Raw genomic sequence first — 20,320 nt, forward strand, 5'->3', positions numbered from 1 at the left:
AATGTATTAAAACAATAATACACTTCTCTTCTGTATCATACTCACCATACAGTTTGACTGTCAAGATGGTTTTTTTCATTAGTCACGCAAAAACCGCCATCCTGCATTGGATGACGGCTTCGATGAATTGATTAATAGGGATTCGGATCCTCCTGCGGTGTATCCGGAATCTCGGTCGGTTCTGGGAACGTATCCGGTTCCGGCTGACGGACCGGGTCTTCCTGTGGCGTATCTGGCACCTCGCTCGGTGGTGTCTGCGGTATCTCGTCCGGTTGATGATCTGGTTCGCGTTCAGGCACTTCATTCGGATTTTTCTTCATCTTGATCTCCCCCCTTAAGACGTGATGTAGTCGCCGCCGTTGATATGAATCGTCTGACCCGTGACGTAACTCGAATCGCGGGAGGCGAGATAGACATAAGCCGCTGCATTCTCCGACGGCTGTCCCCGGCGTTTCATTAATGTATTTTCCCCATGTGCCTCCACTTTTTCCTTCGTGAACGTCGCTGGAATGAGTGGTGTCCAAATTGGACCCGGTGCAACGGCATTGACGCGAATCCCTTGTTTGATCAAGCTTGATGCAAGCGAACGCGTCAGTGTCGCGATTGCTCCCTTCGTCGCCGAATAATCGATCAACGTTGGTGCACCGGCATATGCTGTCACGGACGAGGTATTGATGATCGTGTCCTCTTTTTTTAGATGCGGTAACGCTGCTTGCGTCAGATAGACAATCGAGAACACATTCGTCTCGAACGTTTCTCGGAGTTGATCTGGTGTGATGGCTAGAAAGTCATCTTGCGGAAACTGCTTGCCGGCATTATTGACGAGAATATTCAATTGGCCGAACTCAGCGATAACCCGATCAATGATTGGTTGTGCGTGTTCCGGTCGACTAATATCTTTCGCGATCTTTAATGCTTTGACGCCGTATGATTCGATGGTTGCCACCGTTTTTTCAGCGTCTTTCCCCTCATTTAAGTATACGATCGCGACATTCGCCCCTTCTTTTGCGAAAGCGACTGCAACAGCACGCCCGATTCCACTATCCCCACCGGTAATCAAAGCGACTTTCCCTTTTAACTTACCTGAACCGACATAATCTGGATCATCGTAGATCGGCTCCGGTTTCATGACGTACTCGATTCCCGGCTGTCGCTCCTGCGTCTGCCCTCGCGCTTCTTGATGCATCGCTTCGAACTGCTCTTCTCTCATGAACGGTCAGCTCCCTTAGCTAACGTAATGAACTACATATTCAACGATTCCCTTGCGATACATCTATAAACGTTTTTTCGGAAAAGTCAGATGTCATTCGTCAGTAAAGTTGGGAAGAAATTCGTCTGCAGCATATGCGCGAGTTCACTTGGATACAATGTATACTGATCCAGTTTGTCGAACGGAACGAAGCGATACGTCAATCCGTCGCCTTCTGGACCGTAAAAGTCTTCCGTCGAAAGTGGCATTGGCTCTTGGCAAACGACTTCATAAAACATTCCTAGTTCATGAAACTGGTGATCAGCGTACTCAAAGAAATTTTCATGGAGGAAACGGAAGAGCGGTGGCTCGATCAACTGACCTAGTTCTTCTACCAATTCACGTGCAATCGCTTTGGCACCACTCTCACCGAACTGGACGCGTCCTCCCGGTAATGACCAAAAATCATCTTCTCCTTGACGATGAATCAAAAGATGTCCATCTTGAATCAACAGCGCCACTGCGCGAATGTTAAGCTTTTTTTGATTTACTGTAAACGTTAAGTCCATTCCATTACCTACTCTCTTCTTAATTGGAGTCCCATACTTTCTCATCATTTCCCACGATTGCGTTTTGTCATCAAATTCATCTCGTTGTAACACGGATTCATCTTGATTTTAAGGGATTTTGAGATTGAATATGTATTCAATATTACAGCAATTGTTATTAGAATATATTTAAGCAATCAAATTGAAACACAACCGTCTGATGTTTGAATGCTATACTCTCGTTAGTCAAATGACCGCATCGCTCACTTCAATACACACTAAACGCATCCACTTCTATAGATGTCATTCCGACGACAACACAAGATATTCAACTTAGGAGGAACATTCATGAAACGAACAATCACGACGTTAGCAATGAGCGCCCTCGTTGTTTCAGGTTTTGCAGCTACGGGTACAGGTAAGGTTGAAGCCGCTTCTGGCTCATCGTATAAAGTAAAAATCAAGGCAGATGGACTTCGCGTCCGGACTGGCCCATCGTTAAAACACCGCATCGTCGACGGCGTCAATGCGGGTCAAACATTCAAATACCTCGGTCGGACAGGGAACTGGACGAAGATCATGCATAAAGGCGAAAAACGCTTCGTCTATTCTGGTTACGTCAAAAAGTACAGTGTTTCTGGTAAATCAGCGAAAAAAGCATCATTCTCTTCGTCGACTGGATTCATGCGTCCGACAAGCGGATCAATCACGCAAGGCTACGGAAATGCGAGCGGGAAATACGGCTACACGTTCCATAACGGAATCGACTTCGGTGCACCTACTGGAACACCAGTTAAAGCAGCCGCTGCCGGAAAAGTCATCAAGTCGTCATATCAGGGAGCTTATGGTAACCATGTCATGGTCGAACATAAAGTGAACGGTATTTCGTACACAACGGTTTATGCTCACTTAAGCAAACGTTCTGTCTTCGTCGGTCAATCGATCCCGAAAGGCGCGAACATCGGAGCTGTCGGGAGTACAGGGAACTCGTCTGGATCACACTTACACTTCGAAATCCACCGTGGAAGCTACGTCTACAGCGGTTCTTCAGCAGCAAGCAGTGTCAACCCACTCGCTTTCTTATAAGCACTTTCAGGTACCTCATTCGGGGTACCTTTCTTATGTTTGATGGGCATTTCATCTTATCCAATTCCATCCAATCTTGTCAAAGTATTTTATGGATATTTGGATAACGAATAAAATTAAGTCCGTTTAATATAATTTATTGAAATAATATCGAAATGTGAATGTAACATTTAAACATTTTCGTAAATGTTATACTCATCTATGAAATTTACATATCGGTTTAGTCATACAGATTACATATTCAGGAGGAATGGATCATGCATGGTTTTTGGAAAGGTGTTTCAGCGACTGCCATTGCCGTCGCGAGTTTTGCATCGTTTGCTATCCCACGTGCGGATGCAGCAACGACGTTCTATAAAGTAAAGGTCATGGAAGACGGCTTACGTGCTCGCACTGGTCCGTCGACATCTTACGGTACGGTCACAAACTTTGACAAGGGCGATACATATAAGTATCTCGGACGGACAGGTAACTGGACGAAAATCTTGTATGGTTCAAAAAAAGTCTATGTTTCTTCTACATATGTTAAGAAATATTCTGTAACACGTATCTATAAGATTAAAGTCAACGTCGATAACCTTCGCGTTCGTAGCAGTAACTCGACAAGCAGCTCAATCGTCGGAAGTGTCGATAAAGGAGAACGATTCCGTTACCTCGGTCGTACGGGCGATTGGATCAAGTTCCTCTACGGTGGCGATAAACGATTCGTTCATGCTGACTATGTCTCAAAATACGCAGTTCTGACACTGACGAACAGCGGTGGCGCTTCAAAGGCGTCAACGTCGACTTCAAAGAGCTTTGCGACGCCAACGAGCGGTCCGATTACACAAGGATATGGTAAAGCGAGCGGTGTTTACGGCTACACGTTCCATAACGGTATCGATTATGGCGCAGCAAAAGGTACTCCAGTCTATGCGACAGCAAGCGGTAAGGTCATTACGTCTCAGTACAAAGGGGCATACGGTAACTACGTCATGGTCTCACACACTGTCAACGGATCGCCGTTCATCAGTCTGTATGCACATATGAATAGCCGCTCCGTCTCGGTCGGTCAAACCGTCGCACAAGGGCAAAAAGTCGGTACAGTCGGCGAGACAGGTAACGCCTTCGGAACACATTTACATTTTGAACTCCATAAAGGATCATACGTCTACAGCGCGACATCTGCCGGTAGCAGCGTCAACCCACTCGATTACCTCTAAAAAATGGCCCGACCGCATGACTCATCAATGACGTCATATGGTCGGGTCTTTTCTTATCTTTTAGACGCAAACAAGTGCAGTCTGCTTGTCTTGAATCGTCGAGGCGATCGCACGTGCTGCGGCTTGTCCTCCGTAAATCGACCGAGCGAACGGTCCGACCGTCAAGTCTGCAAGGCTGCCTGTCGCGAATAAGTTCTCTCCCCATTCAAAGGTTTCTTCATCTAATAATGGTGTCCGGCAAGGAGATAATGGCAGCTTTAACTCTTGCTGTACCGCTTCAAGCCAAGATCCTTCGATGACCATCGGACGGATACCCGTTGCGCAAATAATCGATTCAGCGGTGATGATGCGACCATCTGTCAGCTTCACTCCGCTTCCGATTTCCTGCTCGACTTCACCAATCACATGACTGATGATTCCTTCTCGAATCAGATGACGGACACGTTGAATCAAATCCTGTGTTGCCGTTCCCGGGCGACGCTCCTGTACGATCAGCGCTCGTTTTTCGCTAGCCGACAAGGACTTGAATGGTGTCAATCCTTTTGGTCCCATGAACTTTCGATCGGCATCGAATGCACTTTTTTCGAGCGGACGTCGTGAAAGAAGGGTCACCTGCCCGGGATAGCGCTCGGCACATTGAATCGTATGATGCAGAGCACTAATCCCACCTCCGATGATGACGACCGGTGGTGTATCGTGCTTCGATAAGAAAACGTGACGCGCCGATTTCGCCCATTCTGGCATGACGTGATGCTCCGATTGTCCGAGAGCGAGAACGACACGGTTTGCTCGTAACTCGCTTTCATCTGTCGAGACGATCCACGTTCCGCTTTCTCGTCTTAGCCGTGCGACTTCCCCTTGGACCCAACTCGCCTCCACTTCATTTTGCTTCGCCAATTGAAGGGCATGGTCGTTGAATAATTCCAAGGATGGCCGTCCGTATGTATCCTTGAAGGCTTGATGTGTATAATCCTGTTCTTCCGCATGATGCCTGAGACTCGTCGGATTCGTCGAAGTGTGGTGGACCCGAGTTGAACGCAGGTAAGGCATGCCGATCCGTTCGGTTTGTTTCCGCCAGTTCATCAATGGTTGCTCATGACGGTCGATGATTCGTATCTTCTCCCGATCGATTCCTTTTTCACGTAAGGCATTGAATACCGTCATCCCATGAATTCCTCCACCTACAATCACCCATTCATATCGATCCGTCATCACAAAAACTCCTTTACCTGATTTAAATCGTAATCATTACGTTTTATAAAGATAGCGTGTTTTTAAGAAGAATTCAAGGGCAAATTGATATAGACTCATAAAAAATCCGCTTCCCCTTGATAGAGGAAGCGGATTTAAACGCATCAATCAGGAAGAAGCATGTTTCACTAGATACGCTTTCGAATAGCGATCGGCTGCGATGATCGCATCTGCGACTTCGTCCGCCGTGACGTTAAAACCGCTGTGGATCGTCTCGCCTTCAGCGGTCGCTGCCTCGCCGACCTTGACGATGTCTTCACGCGACGCATCCTTTAGCTTGACGTCTTCGAGCGTCACCGGTAAACCAAGATCCGTGTAGAGCGCGATGTAGCGTTCAATCTCTTCTTGTGGATGTTCTTCGAGCGCCAACTGGACGAGTGTACCAAAGGCGACCTTCTCCCCGTGCGTCAAGTGATGAATCTCACCGTCAAGCGCCGTGAACCCGTTGTGGATGGCATGCGCTGCAGCTAATCCACCACTCTCGAAGCCGAGTCCACTTAAGAGCGTATTTGCCTCGACGACGGCTTCGAGTGCCGGCGTGACGACTTGCGCCTGAACGGATTCATACGCCAAGCGTCCATGCTCGAACAAGACTTCCTCACACCGTTTGGCGATCGCTTGTGCCGCAATCGTCGGTCGTCCCCCTGCCATCGTTTGTCCACCAAAAGCGACGACACTCCGGACCTCGACCCATGTCGCGAGCGCATCGGCGATTCCGGACGCAAAGAAGCGTGCCGGCGCTTGGGCGATCAGCTTCGTATCGACGAGAACGAGATCGGGATTCTTCTTATAGAAGCGGTAACTTTCGAAAATCCCTTCGTCGGAATAGATGACGGACAAGGCACTCGTTGGGGCATCGGTCGAAGCAAGCGTCGGAACGATGACGACGGACACGTTCAGCTCATCCGAGACCGCTTTTGCCGTATCGAGCGTCTTTCCGCCCCCCACACCCATGACGAACCGGACATCTGCCGCTTGTGCTTGCTCAGCGATTCGTTTCACTTCATGCCGTGATGCTTCACCACTGAAATCCGCCTTCTCGATACCGACGTTTTCGCCGGACAACGAATGCTCGACACGTTCCTTGACGATTTTCCAAACGACATCATCCGCGATGACAAGCGCTTTTTCACCGAACGGGCTCACATATGTACCGAGCCGGTCAATGACATCCTTTCCTTGGACATACTTTGAGGGACTAATGAAGACACGTTCTGACATGTTTCAACATCCTTTCTGTAAGGGACACGATGATCAATGACATACAATAGAGGAATTGCCGTTTCCGCTTCTGCTTAAACCCACAATCGCGTGAACAAAAAAAGCGGACTTTGATCATGAGATCAAAAATCCGCTTCTTTTTATACATGACAATTTAAGCAACACGCGACGACGATTGTGTCTCCGCTGTTTTCTTACCGACGACTGCTCCGATCACTCCACCAATGATGGCTGGTACGACCCATCCAAGACTGACGGAAGCAAACGGTAATACCGCGTCGAACACTTTCGTGACAGCTGAGACGTTAATCCCTGCTGTCTTCAATCCATCAAACAAGCTGACAACGAATGTCATCCAAAGCGCCCCTTGATAAACGGCTGGTTTACCTTTAAAGAGTGGATGCAAGAATGTCAGGAAGATGAGACAGATTGCCAGTGGATAAAGTGTCATCAAGACTGGTTTTGAGACAGCGAGCAATTGATTCAGACCGATGTTCGCGACGAGTGCGCTGAAGACCGATAGACCAATCGTCCATTTGACGTACGAGATTTTTGGCACGAGTGCCGAGAAGAACGACGCACAAGCCGTGATCAAGCCGACGCTTGTCGTCATACAGGCGACCGTGATCATCAGACCGAGTAAGATCGCACCGTATTCACCGAAGTAATGATCCGACACAGCTGACAAGATCTCCGCGCCGTTCGCCAGTTGTCCGATTTCCGAGACACTTGAAGCACCCATGAAGGCAAGCGCCGAATACGTGATTGCTAACAAGGCTGCTGCGATCAATGACGCTTTCGTACAAATCAAGAGTAACTGTCGCTTCGATGTGACACCTTTTTCCTTGATCGCTGCGATGATGATGATCCCGAAAACGAAAGCACCAAGTGCATCGAGAGTCATATATCCTTCCTGGAAACCGTTAAAGAAGGCATTCGACTGATATGTCTTCAAAGGATTCTGAAAACTTCCGATCGGATGCAGGACAGCGACGACGATCAACAGACCGATGAACGTGATCTTAATCGGTGTCAGTACTTTCCCGACGACATCGACGATTTTCGTCGGATTCAATGATAAGAGACACGCAACCGTGTAGAACAAGACCGTGAAGATGAGCAACGGCCAGTGGCTCGTCGATTCACTGAAGAACGGCTTGATTCCGATCTCATACGAGACCGTTCCGGCACGAGGAATCGCGAAGAAGGGACCGATCGCAAGATACAAAATGACCGAGAAACCGATTCCGAACGCCGGATGAACGCGTGACGCCATCGCTTGTAGATCGCGTTCCCCTGAAAACGCGAATGCAAGAATCGCAAGCAATGGTAGACCGACACCGGTGACGAGGAATCCGGCATTGGCGACCCAGACATGCTCCCCTGCGAGCTGTCCGAGCATCGGCGGAAAGATGAGATTTCCTGCCCCGAAGAATAAGGCGAAGAGCATCATGCCGATGACGATGATAAATGATGTTGGAACAGTTTTAGACATAATAAACCCCCACTGATGATGATCGACTTCATCTCGCTCCCTAAGCAGATGAAGTACTTCGTTCGAAAGGATACCATACGTATAAGAGCTCGTGCTAGGAGTTTATCTGGAGAATATTCTGAAAATTGTGCAGAAAGTTTGGTAGATCTACGGTCTATAGAATTTGTTACGTCTGTGCGTCGAAGCATGAAATCGGATTCATAAGTTCATATGACGTAGTAGGATTAAAAGGTTTTATGAAGAAAGTAAATATATGGATAATGAAACAGGAGGTTTTTCTATGAAATCGATCTATCTTCTTAGCGCCACCCTTTTACTTGCCAGTTGTTCCCCCGCTGCCGAAAAACCAAAGACGTATGACATCTCGTTTACGCATGAGAAACAAGAGATTCAAATCGTTCCTTTGTATAAGGCGTATGACGATTACATTCAAGCGGCTTCGAAACATCCAGAGGACAATGAGGCACTATTTAAAAAATATGTATTGGGCGCTAAAAATGACGTCATCAAAAAAGAACAGCTCCAAGCGATGCCCGTTCCTAGCCTTTACGAACAGCCATCGGAAAACATCAAGGACTTAAAGCAGATGAATACATATTTGAAAAAACACCATCAGCACATCATGAAACAGATCAAGTCCAGTCTCCTGAATTCGATGAAACAACTGCCACGGGATGAAAAGCTCGTCGTTTTCGTCTCCCCGACGACACCAATCGAGCATGATGATGCCAAACGTTATGGTGGTGTCAGCGGTGTCGCGCAAGGAAACAATTCAATGAGTCTGTTCTTCTTGAAGGATTTTTCGGAAACATCATTACGCAACACAACGGCGCATGAGTACCATCATACCGTAGCCCTCGATGAACCAAATCGTGCGACGATGCTCGATTACATCATCCTCGAAGGAAAAGCGGAATTCTTTGCCCACAAGCTTTATCCAGTGGAATCATCGGAAGCGATTGCCCCTTTACTTGACCATACTTTAGAGAATGTGATTTCGGAGCTGAATGCGGAACGATTGACGACGGATGATCTATTCTTTGGAAATTACGAAAAACAAATTCCATCGTTCGTAAAATACAGACTCGGCTATATGATCGTCTCCGACTTCGTGAAGCAACATCCCGAGATTTCCTTGAAGGAATGGTCACGGATGTCCTCCGTGCAAATTCTCGAAAAAAGCAGTTACCAGAAGAAATTAACGATTCGCTAAAATCAATACAGCACGAGACAACGGGAGCAAACATCTCCTTCGTCTCGTGCTTTATTCGTTAGTCTTCGTATTTTTTGACGATCGTCGCTACCCCTTGACCGCCCCCGACGCATAACGTCGCAAGACCATGCGTCTCACCCGTTCGCTCGAGTTCATGGATCAACGTAACGAGAATCCGCGCCCCACTCGCACCGATCGGATGACCGAGCGCGATTGCACCGCCGTTGCGGTTGAGCTTCTCATGCGGGAACTGTAGCTCCGCATCGACCGCGAGAGATTGTGCCGCGAACGCTTCGTTCGCTTCGATGACATCGATCTCCTCAAGCGTCAGTCCCGCTTTATCGAGTGCCTTTTGGACCGCTTGGACGGGACCGATTCCCATGATGCTCGGGTCGACACCGGACGTTCCGTTCGCGACGATCTCAACGAGTGGTGTCACGCCGAGTTCTTGTGCCTTTGTCGCGGACATGATGACGAGTGCGGCAGCTCCGTCATTGATGCCAGATGCATTTCCTGCCGTGACCGTTCCGTCCTTCTTGAATGCCGGGCGCAAACGACTGAGTGTTTCGACAGATGTTCCGGCACGCGGAAACTCATCTTGATCAAAACAGATCGGGTCGCCTTTTCGTTGTGGAATCAACACTGGCGTGATTTCCGAGACGAACCGTTCTTCCGCTAATGCCGTCTGCGCTTTTTGCTGACTCGTCGCCGCGAACTGGTCCTGGGCTTCGCGGGACAGTTCATAGGCGTCGGCTAAATTCTCTGCCGTGATTCCCATGTGATAGTCATTAAACGCACACTCAAGTCCATCCTGGATGATCGTATCGACGAGCGGTTGGTCACCCATCTTCAGTCCAGACCGTGCGCCCGATAGGACATACGGCGCTTGGCTCATGTTCTCCATCCCACCGGCAACGATGACATCGGCTTCGCCCGACTTGATCGCCTGATACGCGAGATGGACGGCCGAGAGACCGGATCCGCAGACCTTGTTAACGGTCATCGCCGGACATGTCTCCGGTAATCCGGCAGCGAGTGCCGCTTGCCGTGCTGGATTTTGACCAAGTCCTGCTGAGAGGACGTTACCGAAAAAGACTTCGTCGACGTGATTCCCAGCAACACCTGCTTTTTCAAGTGCCGCACGGATGACTGTCGCACCGAGTTCCGTTGCTTTGACGTCCTTCAAACTCCCATTGAAATTTCCGATCGCCGTGCGCGTCGCACTGACGATGACGACTGCTTCACTCATCTGCTCCATCTCCTTATTGAATCGTATATCCTCCATCGAGTACGTTCGCTTGTCCTGTGATCCCTTTTGCTTTGCGGCTCGCGAGGAACAATGCATAATCCGCGATTTCCTCGACGGCGAGCAACCGTTTTTGTGGAACGAGTGGATAGATGACTTCCTCAAGTACCTTCTCAAGCTCGACGTGACGCGTCTTCGCCAAGTCTTCCATTTGATTTCGGACGAGCGGTGTATCGACATACCCCGGGCAAATCGCGTTGACGGTGATCCCGTGTTCTGCTCCTTCAAGAGCTGCGACTTTCGTTAAGCCGAGCAATCCATGCTTCGCCGAGTTATACGCCGCTTTCCCAGCAAAACCGATTAACCCATTGATCGATGCCATGTTAAGAATCCGTCCGTAGCCTTGTTCCTTCATGATCGGAAAGGCATGTTTGATAGCGATGAACGGCGCCGTCAACATGATCTTGATCATCAATTCGAACTTCTCTGTTGGAAACTCTTCAATTGGTGAGACGTGTTGAAGACCCGCGTTATTGATCAAGACGTCGAGTCGACCAAACTGTTCGACCGTCTGCTTCAAGACGGCTTCGACCTGTGCTTCATCAGTGACGTTGAGCGTCATCCCGACCGCTTCATGACCAACTGCGCGAATCGCTGCCGCCGCCTCTTCTGCTGCTTCCGCGCGGACGTCCGTTACGACGACCTTCGCTCCTGCCGCAGCAAACGCCTTTGAGATTTCAAGACCAATTCCGCTTCCTGCACCTGTGACGAGTACGATATCTCCTTGAACCATCTGCTTCACTCCCCTACCGTCACGCGCTCGAGTTCCGGACTGACCGTGAATCGTGCTTCCGTGACTTGTTTGACGTCTTCGACCGTATGACCATTCAGCGTCTCGATCAAGACCATTCCGTCCGGTGTGAAATCAAAGACGGCCCGATCCGTAATCAGACGGTTGACGACGGCGCGTCCTGTCAACGGCAAGGTACATGCTTGTTTGACTTTCGATTCGCCGTGTTTGTTGACATGTTCCATGATGATGACGACGCGTTTCGCTCCGTTGACGAGATCCATCGCTCCGCCCATGCCTTTGACCATCTTGCCCGGAATCATCCAGTTCGCGAGGTCACCGTTTTGATCGACCTCCATCCCGCCGAGGATCGCGAGGTCGATGTGCCCACCGCGAATCATCGCGAACGATTCGGCACTGTCGAAGTAAGATGCTCCGGATTGTGCCGTCACCGTCTCCTTCCCGGCGTTGATCTCGTCGGCATCGACTTCATGATCAAGCGGATACGGTCCGATGCCAAGCAGTCCATTTTCGGATTGCAGCATGACATGCATATCGTCCGGAATCGCATTGGCGATCAATGTCGGAATTCCGATCCCGAGGTTGACGTACATCCCATCTTCGATTTCCTGAAGTGCGCGTTCAATGATGATTTCTCGTGTCGTTTTCATATCCGTCTCCTCCTCAAGCTTTCCGGACAGTCCGGCGTTCGATGCGTTTTTCATAATCCGTTCCGACGACGATGCGCTGGACGTAGACAGCAGGTGTATGGATCTCATTCGGATCGAGTTCACCGACTTCGACCAGTTCTTCGACTTCGACGATCGTTACTTTTCCGGCTGTCGCGACGATCGGGTTAAAGTTGCGTGACGTCTTTCGGAAAACGAGATTCCCGAGTCGATCTGCTTTCCATGCCTTGACGATCGCAAAATCGCCGACGATTCCTTCTTCGAGCAGATACGTCTTCCCGTCGAACTCTTTTTGTTCCTTTCCTTCAGCAATCGGTGTCCCGACGCCTGTTGGTGTATAGAAACCGGGAATGCCAGCTCCACCGGCACGGATACGTTCCGCAAGCGTACCTTGGGGGACGAGATCGACTTCAATCTCGCCACTGAGGTATTGTTGCTCGAACGTCTTGTTTTCCCCGACATACGACGAAATCATCTTCTTGATTTGTCGCGTCTGCAAGAGGAGACCGAGTCCGAAGTCATCGACGCCACAGTTATTACTGACGACCGTCAAATCCTTGACGCCCTTCTCTTGCAACGCGGTAATTGATTTTTCCGGGATTCCGCAGAGTCCGAAGCCCCCTACGACTAGCGTCGCCCCGTCAAAGATGTCTGCTGTCGCTTCCGCGAATGATGCGTATACTTTCCCCTGTTTCATCTGATGATGCCCCCTTTAAAAATCCTTAGTACAAGCCAGTCAAGCTATACAATCCGATCATCAAGAAGACCGTCACTGTCTTGAGAATCGTAATCATGAAGATGTCCTTATACGACTGACGATGCGTCAGCCCCGTAACGGCAAGTAACGTGATGACGGCACCGTTATGCGGTAATGTATCCATCCCGCCGGACGCCATCGAGATGACGCGGTGCATGACTTCCGGTGGAACGCCCCCTGATGTGATGGCTTGCGTATATTTATCCGACATCGCACTTAACGCAATCCCCATTCCACCCGATGCGGAACCAGTGACGCCGGCAAGTGTCGTCGTTGTGACGGCTCCGTTGACGAGCGGATTCGTAAATGTCTCTGAGATTCCGCTTGAGACGGACTTGAATCCAGGAAGTGCGGCGATGACGCCTCCGAAACCATACTCAGCACCTGTATTCATGACCGCTAGAAGCGCGCCACCGATACTGACGTTCAGACCAGCTTGGAAATTCGTCTTGATCTTCGGGAAGTCATACAGCATCGCTGCGAGAATTCCGATCAATAACGCCATTTGGACGGACCAGATCGCAAGAACGGCCGGCGTCTCGATCTTTCCGAATGCTTCTAGACCAATCGCCGAAAAATCGAACCCTTCCGGATACCATTTCGGAATCGAGAGTGTGAAGACTTTGTTCATGACGGCAACGAGGACGAGTGGGACGAAGGCAAGGACTTGCCGATAGACCGGTTGACGATCCGTCTCAAGTGTCATTTCCGGTTCGTTCTTCAACTCCATCTGCGGTGCGGCACTTGCCGCCGTTGCTTCAAATCCAGCGTAGCCTTCCCCTGCTTGATGGGCTTTTTTCTTACGTGACTCGAGATACCACATGCCGACGACTAGGATAAACAAGCCACCGACTGAACCCATGATCGGTGCAGCGTAGATATCCGTTTTGAAGAACGTCGTTGGGATGACGTTTTGAATCTGAGGTGTACCTGGTAAAGCATCCATCGTGAACGTGAACGCACCAAGGGCGATTGTTCCCGGGATGAGGCGTTTCGGGATGTTCGCTTCGCGGAACAAGTTCGCTGCGAACGGATAAACAGCGAAGACGACAACGAACAGGCTGACGCCGCTGTATGTAAGAATGGCGCCGAGTAAGACGATGGCAAGAATGGCACGCTTCGCACCGATCATACGAATGATCGTCTTTGCGATCGACTCCGCGATACCGGACATCTCAACGACTTTTCCGAAAATCGCCCCGAGGAGGAAGACCGGGAAGTACGCCTTGATGAAGCCGACCATCTTTTCCATAAAGATATTCGAGAAGAAAGGTAACACCCAATCCGGGTTCGTCAGTAAGACGGCGAACAAGGCACAGATTGGCGCGAATAGGATGACCGAAAAACCACGATAGGCAACGAACATCAATAAGGATAAGGCAAGAAGAATGATGACAAGTTCCATAAGTAGATCTCCTTCGATTTTAGTAAGCGCTTTCATATCGCTTCTTCATCATTTAACAACGCAGTGTCGAAGAGGTCAATTAAATTCCGTCAAACTATAAGTACAGCTTATAGAAATCATAAGTTCACATTATAGACACAATTGCATCAAATAGATTATTTTTTCAAGGAACAGGAGTTAGTCCTTTTATGGCGTATGTCTTTTAAGTAACGTACTTTATTTGAAAGGATGGACAGTTCATGAAAAGCATCCTTTTTGACGTCTTGCATAACGTGACGCTATTAATGGCTGGTTTCTATCTGCTCGGAAAATTATCACCGCTCCCGATCACCCGTGAATCCCCATGGCTGACCCGAGTATTGTACGGTCTTGCTCTAAGTGTCATCTCGTTACTACTCATGCAGATGACGATTGAAGCAGCACCTGGCGTCATGGTTGATTTGCGTCATATTCCGGTCGTCGTCGCTGCCTACTTTGGTGGCGCCCTCCCGACAACGATCGTGACGATTGCAATCATCATCTATCGTTTCAGTTTAGGAACGAATCTAGCAGCCTTCACCGCATTCGGCTTCATTGTCGCCATTGCTTTAGGAACGAGCTTAATCGTTCGCGAAATGCCACCTTATGCAAAACGAACATTCACACTCGTGACGCTCTATGCGACGGCTTTACACGCTCTTGTCTTATGGATTGTCTTACCGAAACAGATTCTTCTACTTGAAGTGATGGCAGTCGTCATTCCTGCATCGTTCGTCAGTAGTTGGCTCGCCCTACTGATCATCCGCGATATTCGGTTGACCAAACAATCATTGCGGATGCTTCGGCAAAAAGCGCAACTCGACTTTTTGACAGGATTGAACAATTCACGCGCCTTCAATGAATACTTCACGGATGTCAAACAGCGATTGATTCTAACCAAACAGTCGGTCGTGTTGTTGACGATCGACATTGATCATTTTAAACAGGTCAACGATACGTATGGACATGAGGCGGGCGACGAGGTGCTACGGCAGTTCGCCAATCGACTGCGCGATGGAGTGGCAGAAAGCGGGTATTTATCCCGTAACGGCGGTGAGGAGTTTTCAGTCCTGTTTGAGGGTGTTCCGCTTGCTGAAGTCCTGCCTTTAGCAGAGCAATTACGTGAACGGATCGCTTCTAGTCCGTTCCGACTAGCGACGACAGAGCTACCGCTCACAGCATCGTTTGGTTTAGCCGCGTACGATGAGACGACACTGCAAATCGACGATCTTCTACTGGATGCGGATGCTGCCCTCTATCAGGCAAAGCAACAAGGACGGAACCAAGTCGTCCTATTTTCTCCTAATGCAGAATCTGCCGTCAGCTTTCAAGAATAACGATGGACGTCACCTCTGAAATCCGCTACCTTTAAAGAAGAGGTAGGTGATTGGCATGAAGTTAGCAAAAGGTCCCTATATCCTGATCGGCCTCATTTTAGGTCTCTTGTTCGGATTCATTGGTGACAACTTCTATTTGTATGTATCAGCAGGTATTCTCGTCGGAGCACTGCTTGAATTGTATGTTGCATACGAACAACGCAAAAAAAATAAAAAATCATGATGGAGGTACCAGCATGACATTCAGTGATCTATTCCTTTCAACGCTCTCGTATATCGGTGTCGCGACCGTACTCCTTGCAATCGGTGTCGTCCTGTTCGAGGTGACGACGAAATCAAAGGAGCTCGAACTCATCCGTAACGGGAAGAAAGCAGCCGTCTACGCCTTCGGTGGACGTATTCTTGGTCTCGCCATCGTCCTCTATTCGAGTATCTCGAACTCTGTCAGCATACTCGATATGGTGTTATGGGGCGCACTCGCGATCGTCTTACAAATCGTCTTATTCTATCTCGCGGATTTACTAATCCCACGTTTGAGCATGACGAAAGAGATTGATGCGAATAACGAGGCAGTCGGCTTGTTGCTTCTCTTCTTATCGATTTCGATCGGTTTGATCATTGCAGGATCGCTTACATATTAAGACACACGAAAACAGCCCTGGATCATTAGGATTCAGGGCTATTTAGATTAAAACTCCACTTCATAATTAGGTATCGCTAGCTATTACGATTACTTCAAGAACGAAGCCAAAATGATCATATGATGAATAGCATAAATATCCAAATTACTTTTCCTTTGCTTCTCAACAACTACTCTCCGAATCTGTCGTATTATCTTTAAATTCGTGTTATTCGTCTCTTTTTATTTTTGAGTTACGAGCTTTTCTCTAGTCAAAACCTGATTCTTATCGATTCTTTAATTAAAGTTCTTTGTTTGTAGTGTTACGTACTATTTCGAAAAATGTCTTTTTGTAATTCCAATTTATTACGTTCAATTTGGTGTGGATAGATTTGATGACTAAGAATGAAAGGACTATGAACTCCGCTTCTTCTTTACCTAAAGTAATGGATTGTTTAAAAATACACTCAAATACGCGTCAACCTTGAAAAGGACAGACATGTTTCTTTGCAAAGCTGTAGAATTGTCTCTCTCATTTAGTATTAGTTTGAGAGAATAATAGTTTTCCCCATTGTTCTTAGTTTTTTGTTGATGAACTACAAAGAAGATAGTAGCACTACTATTAAAAACTTACTTGTGATAATAGGTAATTATCACAAGTAAAATAAAGAGGTGAAAAAGTGAAGAAAATCATTGTAAAAGATCTATTAAAATTTTACGGATTACAGATGATTAAAAGTTATTTTTACGTATTCTCCTTACTTCTGTTTCCTTTTAGTATTGGAATGAAGATTATCGCCGACATTCGGGAGGAGTATGTGTACATGGATTATGCAAGCCTCTTAAATGGGTTTGTTATTCCTGTACAAGGAATGATGTTACTAGTCGCCGTCTATATGTATCGACTTGTCTCTGAAGAAGTTCAATATCGACAAAGCATACTATTCCCGGATATCGTCACCATACAATATCAGCGAATTTTTTCAATCCTTCTCAATCATGTCATTTTTGTAGTGACAACTCTCTTGATAGGTCTATTAGGTTTGTTCATCTACTATCAGAATCAAGAGATTCCATGGTCTACGTTTCAACTTGATATTGTAGAGCATGCTATGATTTTTTACTTCTTACCGCTCATTCTAACAGCATTATGGGGAATCAACTGTGCACTGATATTTGGAAAGAGAAAGACTGGCATGTTGACACTCTTTCTCGTATGGGTATTGATTGGTCCATTAAATACCGAATTCTTCTCTGACTATTTCTATAAAGGTGGATTCGAGGGAATACGTAGTCTATTGTTTATTGGTCCTATTCAACCAGGGCATATCCATGCACAACTCAGTGGGTTTCTCGGAAATGAAGCTCTTTTTATAAAAAATATTCTTCATATATCACTGCAATGCGTCTTGTTATTTCTTTTAGTTGGACAATGGCACTTGAGAGCTTCTAAAAGAATTTTGACAGTAGTTTTCTCCATACTTGGATTAGGAGTCCTTGTTTTTGTATCTCCCTTTGCACTCGCGAACAATCAATTGAGTTTTGATCGCAGTTTTGATTCTGATTTATCGAAGCACTATAAACCTCCGTATACCTTTGTTCCTGAAAAGTATGCTCTTGATTATATGATTCAAAAGATGAACTTAAACATGGTACAAGAAACCAACGCATTAAAAGTAGAAGCTGATATGTTAATGAAAGTTTCTCAGAAACAATCTATCAGTCTTTCTTTGTGGCATGAATACGACGTAAACGCTGTAATAGTAAACAACAGGAAAGTTAAATTTAAGCGTCAAGGCGACTTTATCTCTTTTCCGATTTCGTCAGATGGTTCTACTACGAATGTTAAAGTTCGTTACGACATAAAAAATAGCCCATATTTTTCTCTTACAAAAGATACATGGTATTTGCCTGCTACATTAAACTGGTATCCTATTCGACAGTCTCAGCCAATCAATCGTTTAGGTGTTGAAACGTTAGATCTTATCGGAGATCGACAAAAAATGATTGATATTAAAATCTTGGGAGATATCCCGAAAGATATCACAACGAACTTAAAAAGACAGGGAGAGCGATCTTTAGTAGGTCGTGTAGCTGGTGTAACGATGATGCAAGGACATCTTGCAGTTTTTGAGTATAAAGATCATGAACTCGTTACAGATGACTCGTGGTCAATGCCACAAACTTACTGGCAATCGGTCCAAAAAACATTAGAACAAACTAACGCTGTAGTGCAGCGAACATTTGATAAACAAACGGTAGTACCTAAAAAAGTTATCCTTGTTTCTCCAAACGAAGAACGAAACAGTTATCTTGATGATGCGCATCTCTTGCTGCAGATTGGAACAACACTCCGTTTGGATCAAAGCTTAAGTGAAGTAGTGGCAACTTATGTGCCAGGAATTCTTTGGTCAAATAGTTCAAGTGAAGTGAAGGTACAACCAAAATGGAAAGTATTCAACGCTGCCTTCTCTTATTGGATTCAAACAGAATTAAAACTAGAGCCAATAGAGGTGGATCCATTTTTCCTCCAACAATCTAACTTCGATATGAAGGAAGTAGAGCGTTGGGTTAAAGAATTTATGGACTATGACCATAAGCAACAATTAATATTGTTGAAAAAATGGTACTCAGAATTAAACGAGACGGAAAAATAGAGTGCAAAGGAGTATGGAGTCATGATCCAGTTACAACATCTCTCAAAATCCTATCGAAAGAAACAAATTTTACACCACGTTTCGCTTGAAATCGAAGGGATTTTTGGTCTATTAGGTCCAAATGGAGCAGGGAAAACGACTTTGATGAAAGTACTATGTGGACTGACTTCCGTTTCTGGAGGACAAATTAGTATCGACGGAAAGTCCGTTGTGAAGAGAAAATATGCGGATGTTTCGAGAGAAGTCGGATTTTTACCACAAGACTTTAATATCTATCCTAGTCTCAAAGTGGAAGATGTACTTCTTCATCTTGCTTTATTGCAAGGTATTACTACAGAATCAGAGCGTCAAGAAAAAGTAGTCGAAGCCCTTCACCGCGTGAATCTCCAAGATAAGAGAGACCTGCGAATGAATGATTTATCTGGTGGAATGCGTCGGCGTGTGGGTATCGTACAGCTTTTATTACGCAAGCCTAAAATCCTTGTGTTTGATGAACCAACAGCTGGACTAGATATCGAAGAACGAATTCGTTTCAGAAATTTACTACGTGAATTAGGCGAAGATCACACTATCATCATTTCTTCGCATATTGTCGAAGACATTGAGTTTTTGTGTACTAAAATCGGAATTCTACAAAATGGAATCGTTCGATTTGAAGGGACACCGTTAGAACTGAAGAATTTAGCTAGAGGTCATCTTTCGAGCGTAAAGGTCTCCCTTGAGGAACTTGGTGGATGGATGCAGGACGAACGAGTCGTTGATCTTAATGAACACGGTGAGCAAATCGAGGTTCGCTATTTAGAAGAAGCCGCAGCCTCTTCGTCGGACATTGAACCCAAACTGATGGACGGTTACTTGATGGTAATGCGAGGTTTGAAATGAAAAGAAGCCTAGCGTTCAAAAGATTATTTTGGTTTGATTGGAGACTTCATGGAATCGCAATGCTTCTTCCTCTAATTATGTTTGTTGCACTAGAATCATATGTTTTGTCCAATCCGATGCTTTATGGGATTCAAGTTATCCAGACAACATTTATTCCTTGGATTGCTTGGACGGTCATCTTACATTTTCAGCCGATTTTTGATGAAGGTGCATACGATACATTAGTTCCCTACTACCGTAAGTGGCTTGTAATGGATATTCTTCGCTTTCTATTACTCTATTTCGTTGGTTATTTAGTTTTAACCGGGACACTATTGTTCAATGGTGTGGATATACCAACAGTCGTTTTTCTACACCATATAGAGTTGATACTGCTCTTTCTATTTTTCGGTATGACACTTATACTTTGGACAAAACGGTTTGAATATGCACTCTCCCTTCTACTTATGTACACCTTGCTCGAGGTCGTCACAAAAGGACAGTTCATGCCCTGGCCACACGTGTTTCAATTCGAAACAAATTATTTTGATCCTCTTTATCATGTAAAGGTGCAATTTATTGGCATTTTAGTAATTTTATTTAGCTTTATGTCGATAGCAAAGATTAGTAAGCGTAACTAAATGCTCAGTTCTAATATGATTCAGGATAAGATTTCAAATTGGCATGGTGAGCTTCTCCTCTTTTTAATTACCTCTAAGTCAAACAGCCTTGATTC

20 protein-coding genes are annotated in these 20,320 nt (G+C 46.5%); 9 read left to right on the plus strand and 11 right to left on the minus strand.

Annotation, left to right across the window (positions count from 1 at the left end):
- Window positions 1–131: 131 nt before the first annotated feature.
- From ITJ88_RS08670 to ITJ88_RS08680, 3 genes are all read right to left on the minus strand, one after another.
- Entirely contained in the window at window positions 132–320 is a 189-nt protein-coding gene (locus ITJ88_RS08670; RefSeq protein WP_029341324.1) for a hypothetical protein, read from the minus strand.
- Window positions 321–334: 14 nt separating this feature from the next.
- Window positions 335–1,210: an SDR family oxidoreductase gene (locus ITJ88_RS08675; protein ID WP_195865378.1), complete on the minus strand. Its 876-nt coding sequence runs from the start codon at window positions 1,208–1,210 to the stop codon at window positions 335–337.
- Window positions 1,211–1,296: 86 nt separating this feature from the next.
- Window positions 1,297–1,758 (minus strand): NUDIX hydrolase, encoded by a 462-nt coding sequence (locus tag ITJ88_RS08680; RefSeq protein ID WP_195865379.1) that lies wholly within the window; start codon window positions 1,756–1,758, stop codon window positions 1,297–1,299.
- A gap of 327 nt (window positions 1,759–2,085) precedes the next feature.
- Between ITJ88_RS08680 and ITJ88_RS08685 the strand changes: the two genes are divergently transcribed.
- Window positions 2,086–2,823, plus strand: a complete 738-nt coding sequence (locus ITJ88_RS08685) for a peptidoglycan DD-metalloendopeptidase family protein (RefSeq protein ID WP_195865380.1) — start codon at window positions 2,086–2,088, stop codon at window positions 2,821–2,823.
- A 257-nt stretch (window positions 2,824–3,080) separates the two neighbouring features.
- Window positions 3,081–4,025: a peptidoglycan DD-metalloendopeptidase family protein gene (locus tag ITJ88_RS08690; protein ID WP_195865381.1), complete on the plus strand. Its 945-nt coding sequence runs from the start codon at window positions 3,081–3,083 to the stop codon at window positions 4,023–4,025.
- 60 nt (window positions 4,026–4,085) lie between these two features.
- Here ITJ88_RS08690 and ITJ88_RS08695 read toward each other — a convergent pair whose 3' ends face one another.
- The 3 genes from ITJ88_RS08695 to brnQ all read right to left on the minus strand — a co-directional run bounded on the left by ITJ88_RS08695 (window position 4,086) and on the right by brnQ (window position 7,992).
- The gene (locus ITJ88_RS08695) at window positions 4,086–5,237 is read right to left on the minus strand and encodes an FAD/NAD(P)-binding protein (RefSeq protein ID WP_195865382.1); all 1,152 of its coding nucleotides are present in this window, start codon (window positions 5,235–5,237) and stop codon (window positions 4,086–4,088) included.
- Between the two features lie 147 nt (window positions 5,238–5,384).
- The gene (locus ITJ88_RS08700; protein WP_195865383.1) at window positions 5,385–6,497 is read right to left on the minus strand and encodes a glycerol dehydrogenase; all 1,113 of its coding nucleotides are present in this window, start codon (window positions 6,495–6,497) and stop codon (window positions 5,385–5,387) included.
- A 154-nt stretch (window positions 6,498–6,651) separates the two neighbouring features.
- Window positions 6,652–7,992 carry a branched-chain amino acid transport system II carrier protein gene (gene brnQ / locus ITJ88_RS08705; protein ID WP_195865384.1) on the minus strand — a complete coding sequence of 447 codons (1,341 nt, stop codon included), beginning with the start codon at window positions 7,990–7,992 and terminating at the stop codon, window positions 6,652–6,654.
- A 280-nt stretch (window positions 7,993–8,272) separates the two neighbouring features.
- Here brnQ and ITJ88_RS08710 point away from each other — a divergent pair, with 280 nt between their 5' ends.
- On the plus strand, window positions 8,273–9,205 hold the full coding sequence (locus ITJ88_RS08710; RefSeq protein ID WP_195865385.1) for a DUF2268 domain-containing putative Zn-dependent protease: 933 nt from the start codon (window positions 8,273–8,275) through the stop codon (window positions 9,203–9,205).
- 58 nt (window positions 9,206–9,263) lie between these two features.
- On the opposite strand, the gene ITJ88_RS08715 is transcribed toward ITJ88_RS08710, so the two are convergent.
- The 5 genes from ITJ88_RS08715 to ITJ88_RS08735 are packed head-to-tail and all read right to left on the minus strand — an operon-like array spanning window position 9,264 to window position 14,092.
- The gene (locus ITJ88_RS08715) at window positions 9,264–10,454 is read right to left on the minus strand and encodes an acetyl-CoA C-acetyltransferase (protein ID WP_195865386.1); all 1,191 of its coding nucleotides are present in this window, start codon (window positions 10,452–10,454) and stop codon (window positions 9,264–9,266) included.
- A 13-nt stretch (window positions 10,455–10,467) separates the two neighbouring features.
- A complete protein-coding gene (locus tag ITJ88_RS08720; RefSeq protein WP_195865387.1) occupies window positions 10,468–11,244 on the minus strand; it encodes a 3-hydroxybutyrate dehydrogenase in 777 nt (258 codons plus the stop codon).
- 5 nt (window positions 11,245–11,249) lie between these two features.
- Window positions 11,250–11,912, minus strand: coding sequence for a 3-oxoacid CoA-transferase subunit B (locus ITJ88_RS08725; protein WP_064300169.1), 663 nt, complete (start codon window positions 11,910–11,912; stop codon window positions 11,250–11,252).
- Window positions 11,913–11,925: 13 nt separating this feature from the next.
- Window positions 11,926–12,627: a CoA transferase subunit A gene (locus tag ITJ88_RS08730; protein WP_195865388.1), complete on the minus strand. Its 702-nt coding sequence runs from the start codon at window positions 12,625–12,627 to the stop codon at window positions 11,926–11,928.
- Window positions 12,628–12,652: 25 nt separating this feature from the next.
- Window positions 12,653–14,092 carry a GntP family permease gene (locus ITJ88_RS08735; protein WP_053453014.1) on the minus strand — a complete coding sequence of 480 codons (1,440 nt, stop codon included), beginning with the start codon at window positions 14,090–14,092 and terminating at the stop codon, window positions 12,653–12,655.
- Between the two features lie 239 nt (window positions 14,093–14,331).
- Here ITJ88_RS08735 and ITJ88_RS08740 point away from each other — a divergent pair, with 239 nt between their 5' ends.
- The 6 genes from ITJ88_RS08740 to ITJ88_RS08765 all read left to right on the plus strand — a co-directional run bounded on the left by ITJ88_RS08740 (window position 14,332) and on the right by ITJ88_RS08765 (window position 20,225).
- Window positions 14,332–15,447 (plus strand): GGDEF domain-containing protein, encoded by a 1,116-nt coding sequence (locus ITJ88_RS08740; RefSeq protein WP_195865389.1) that lies wholly within the window; start codon window positions 14,332–14,334, stop codon window positions 15,445–15,447.
- 55 nt (window positions 15,448–15,502) lie between these two features.
- Window positions 15,503–15,670, plus strand: a complete 168-nt coding sequence (locus ITJ88_RS08745; protein ID WP_023467823.1) for a hypothetical protein — start codon at window positions 15,503–15,505, stop codon at window positions 15,668–15,670.
- A 13-nt stretch (window positions 15,671–15,683) separates the two neighbouring features.
- Complete coding sequence (locus ITJ88_RS08750; RefSeq protein WP_023467822.1) at window positions 15,684–16,088, plus strand: DUF350 domain-containing protein; 405 nt, start codon at window positions 15,684–15,686, stop codon at window positions 16,086–16,088.
- Window positions 16,089–16,890: 802 nt separating this feature from the next.
- Window positions 16,891–18,723 (plus strand): hypothetical protein, encoded by a 1,833-nt coding sequence (locus ITJ88_RS08755; RefSeq protein ID WP_195865390.1) that lies wholly within the window; start codon window positions 16,891–16,893, stop codon window positions 18,721–18,723.
- A 21-nt stretch (window positions 18,724–18,744) separates the two neighbouring features.
- A complete protein-coding gene (locus tag ITJ88_RS08760; RefSeq protein WP_195865391.1) occupies window positions 18,745–19,605 on the plus strand; it encodes an ATP-binding cassette domain-containing protein in 861 nt (286 codons plus the stop codon).
- Window positions 19,602–20,225 carry a hypothetical protein gene (locus tag ITJ88_RS08765; protein WP_195865392.1) on the plus strand — a complete coding sequence of 208 codons (624 nt, stop codon included), beginning with the start codon at window positions 19,602–19,604 and terminating at the stop codon, window positions 20,223–20,225. Before ITJ88_RS08760 ends, ITJ88_RS08765 begins: the two co-directional genes overlap by 4 nt.
- Window positions 20,226–20,320: the final 95 nt, after the last annotated feature.

Source organism: Exiguobacterium abrahamii, from assembly GCF_015645365.1.
Taxonomy (GTDB): Bacteria; Bacillota; Bacilli; order Exiguobacteriales; family Exiguobacteriaceae; genus Exiguobacterium_A; species Exiguobacterium_A abrahamii.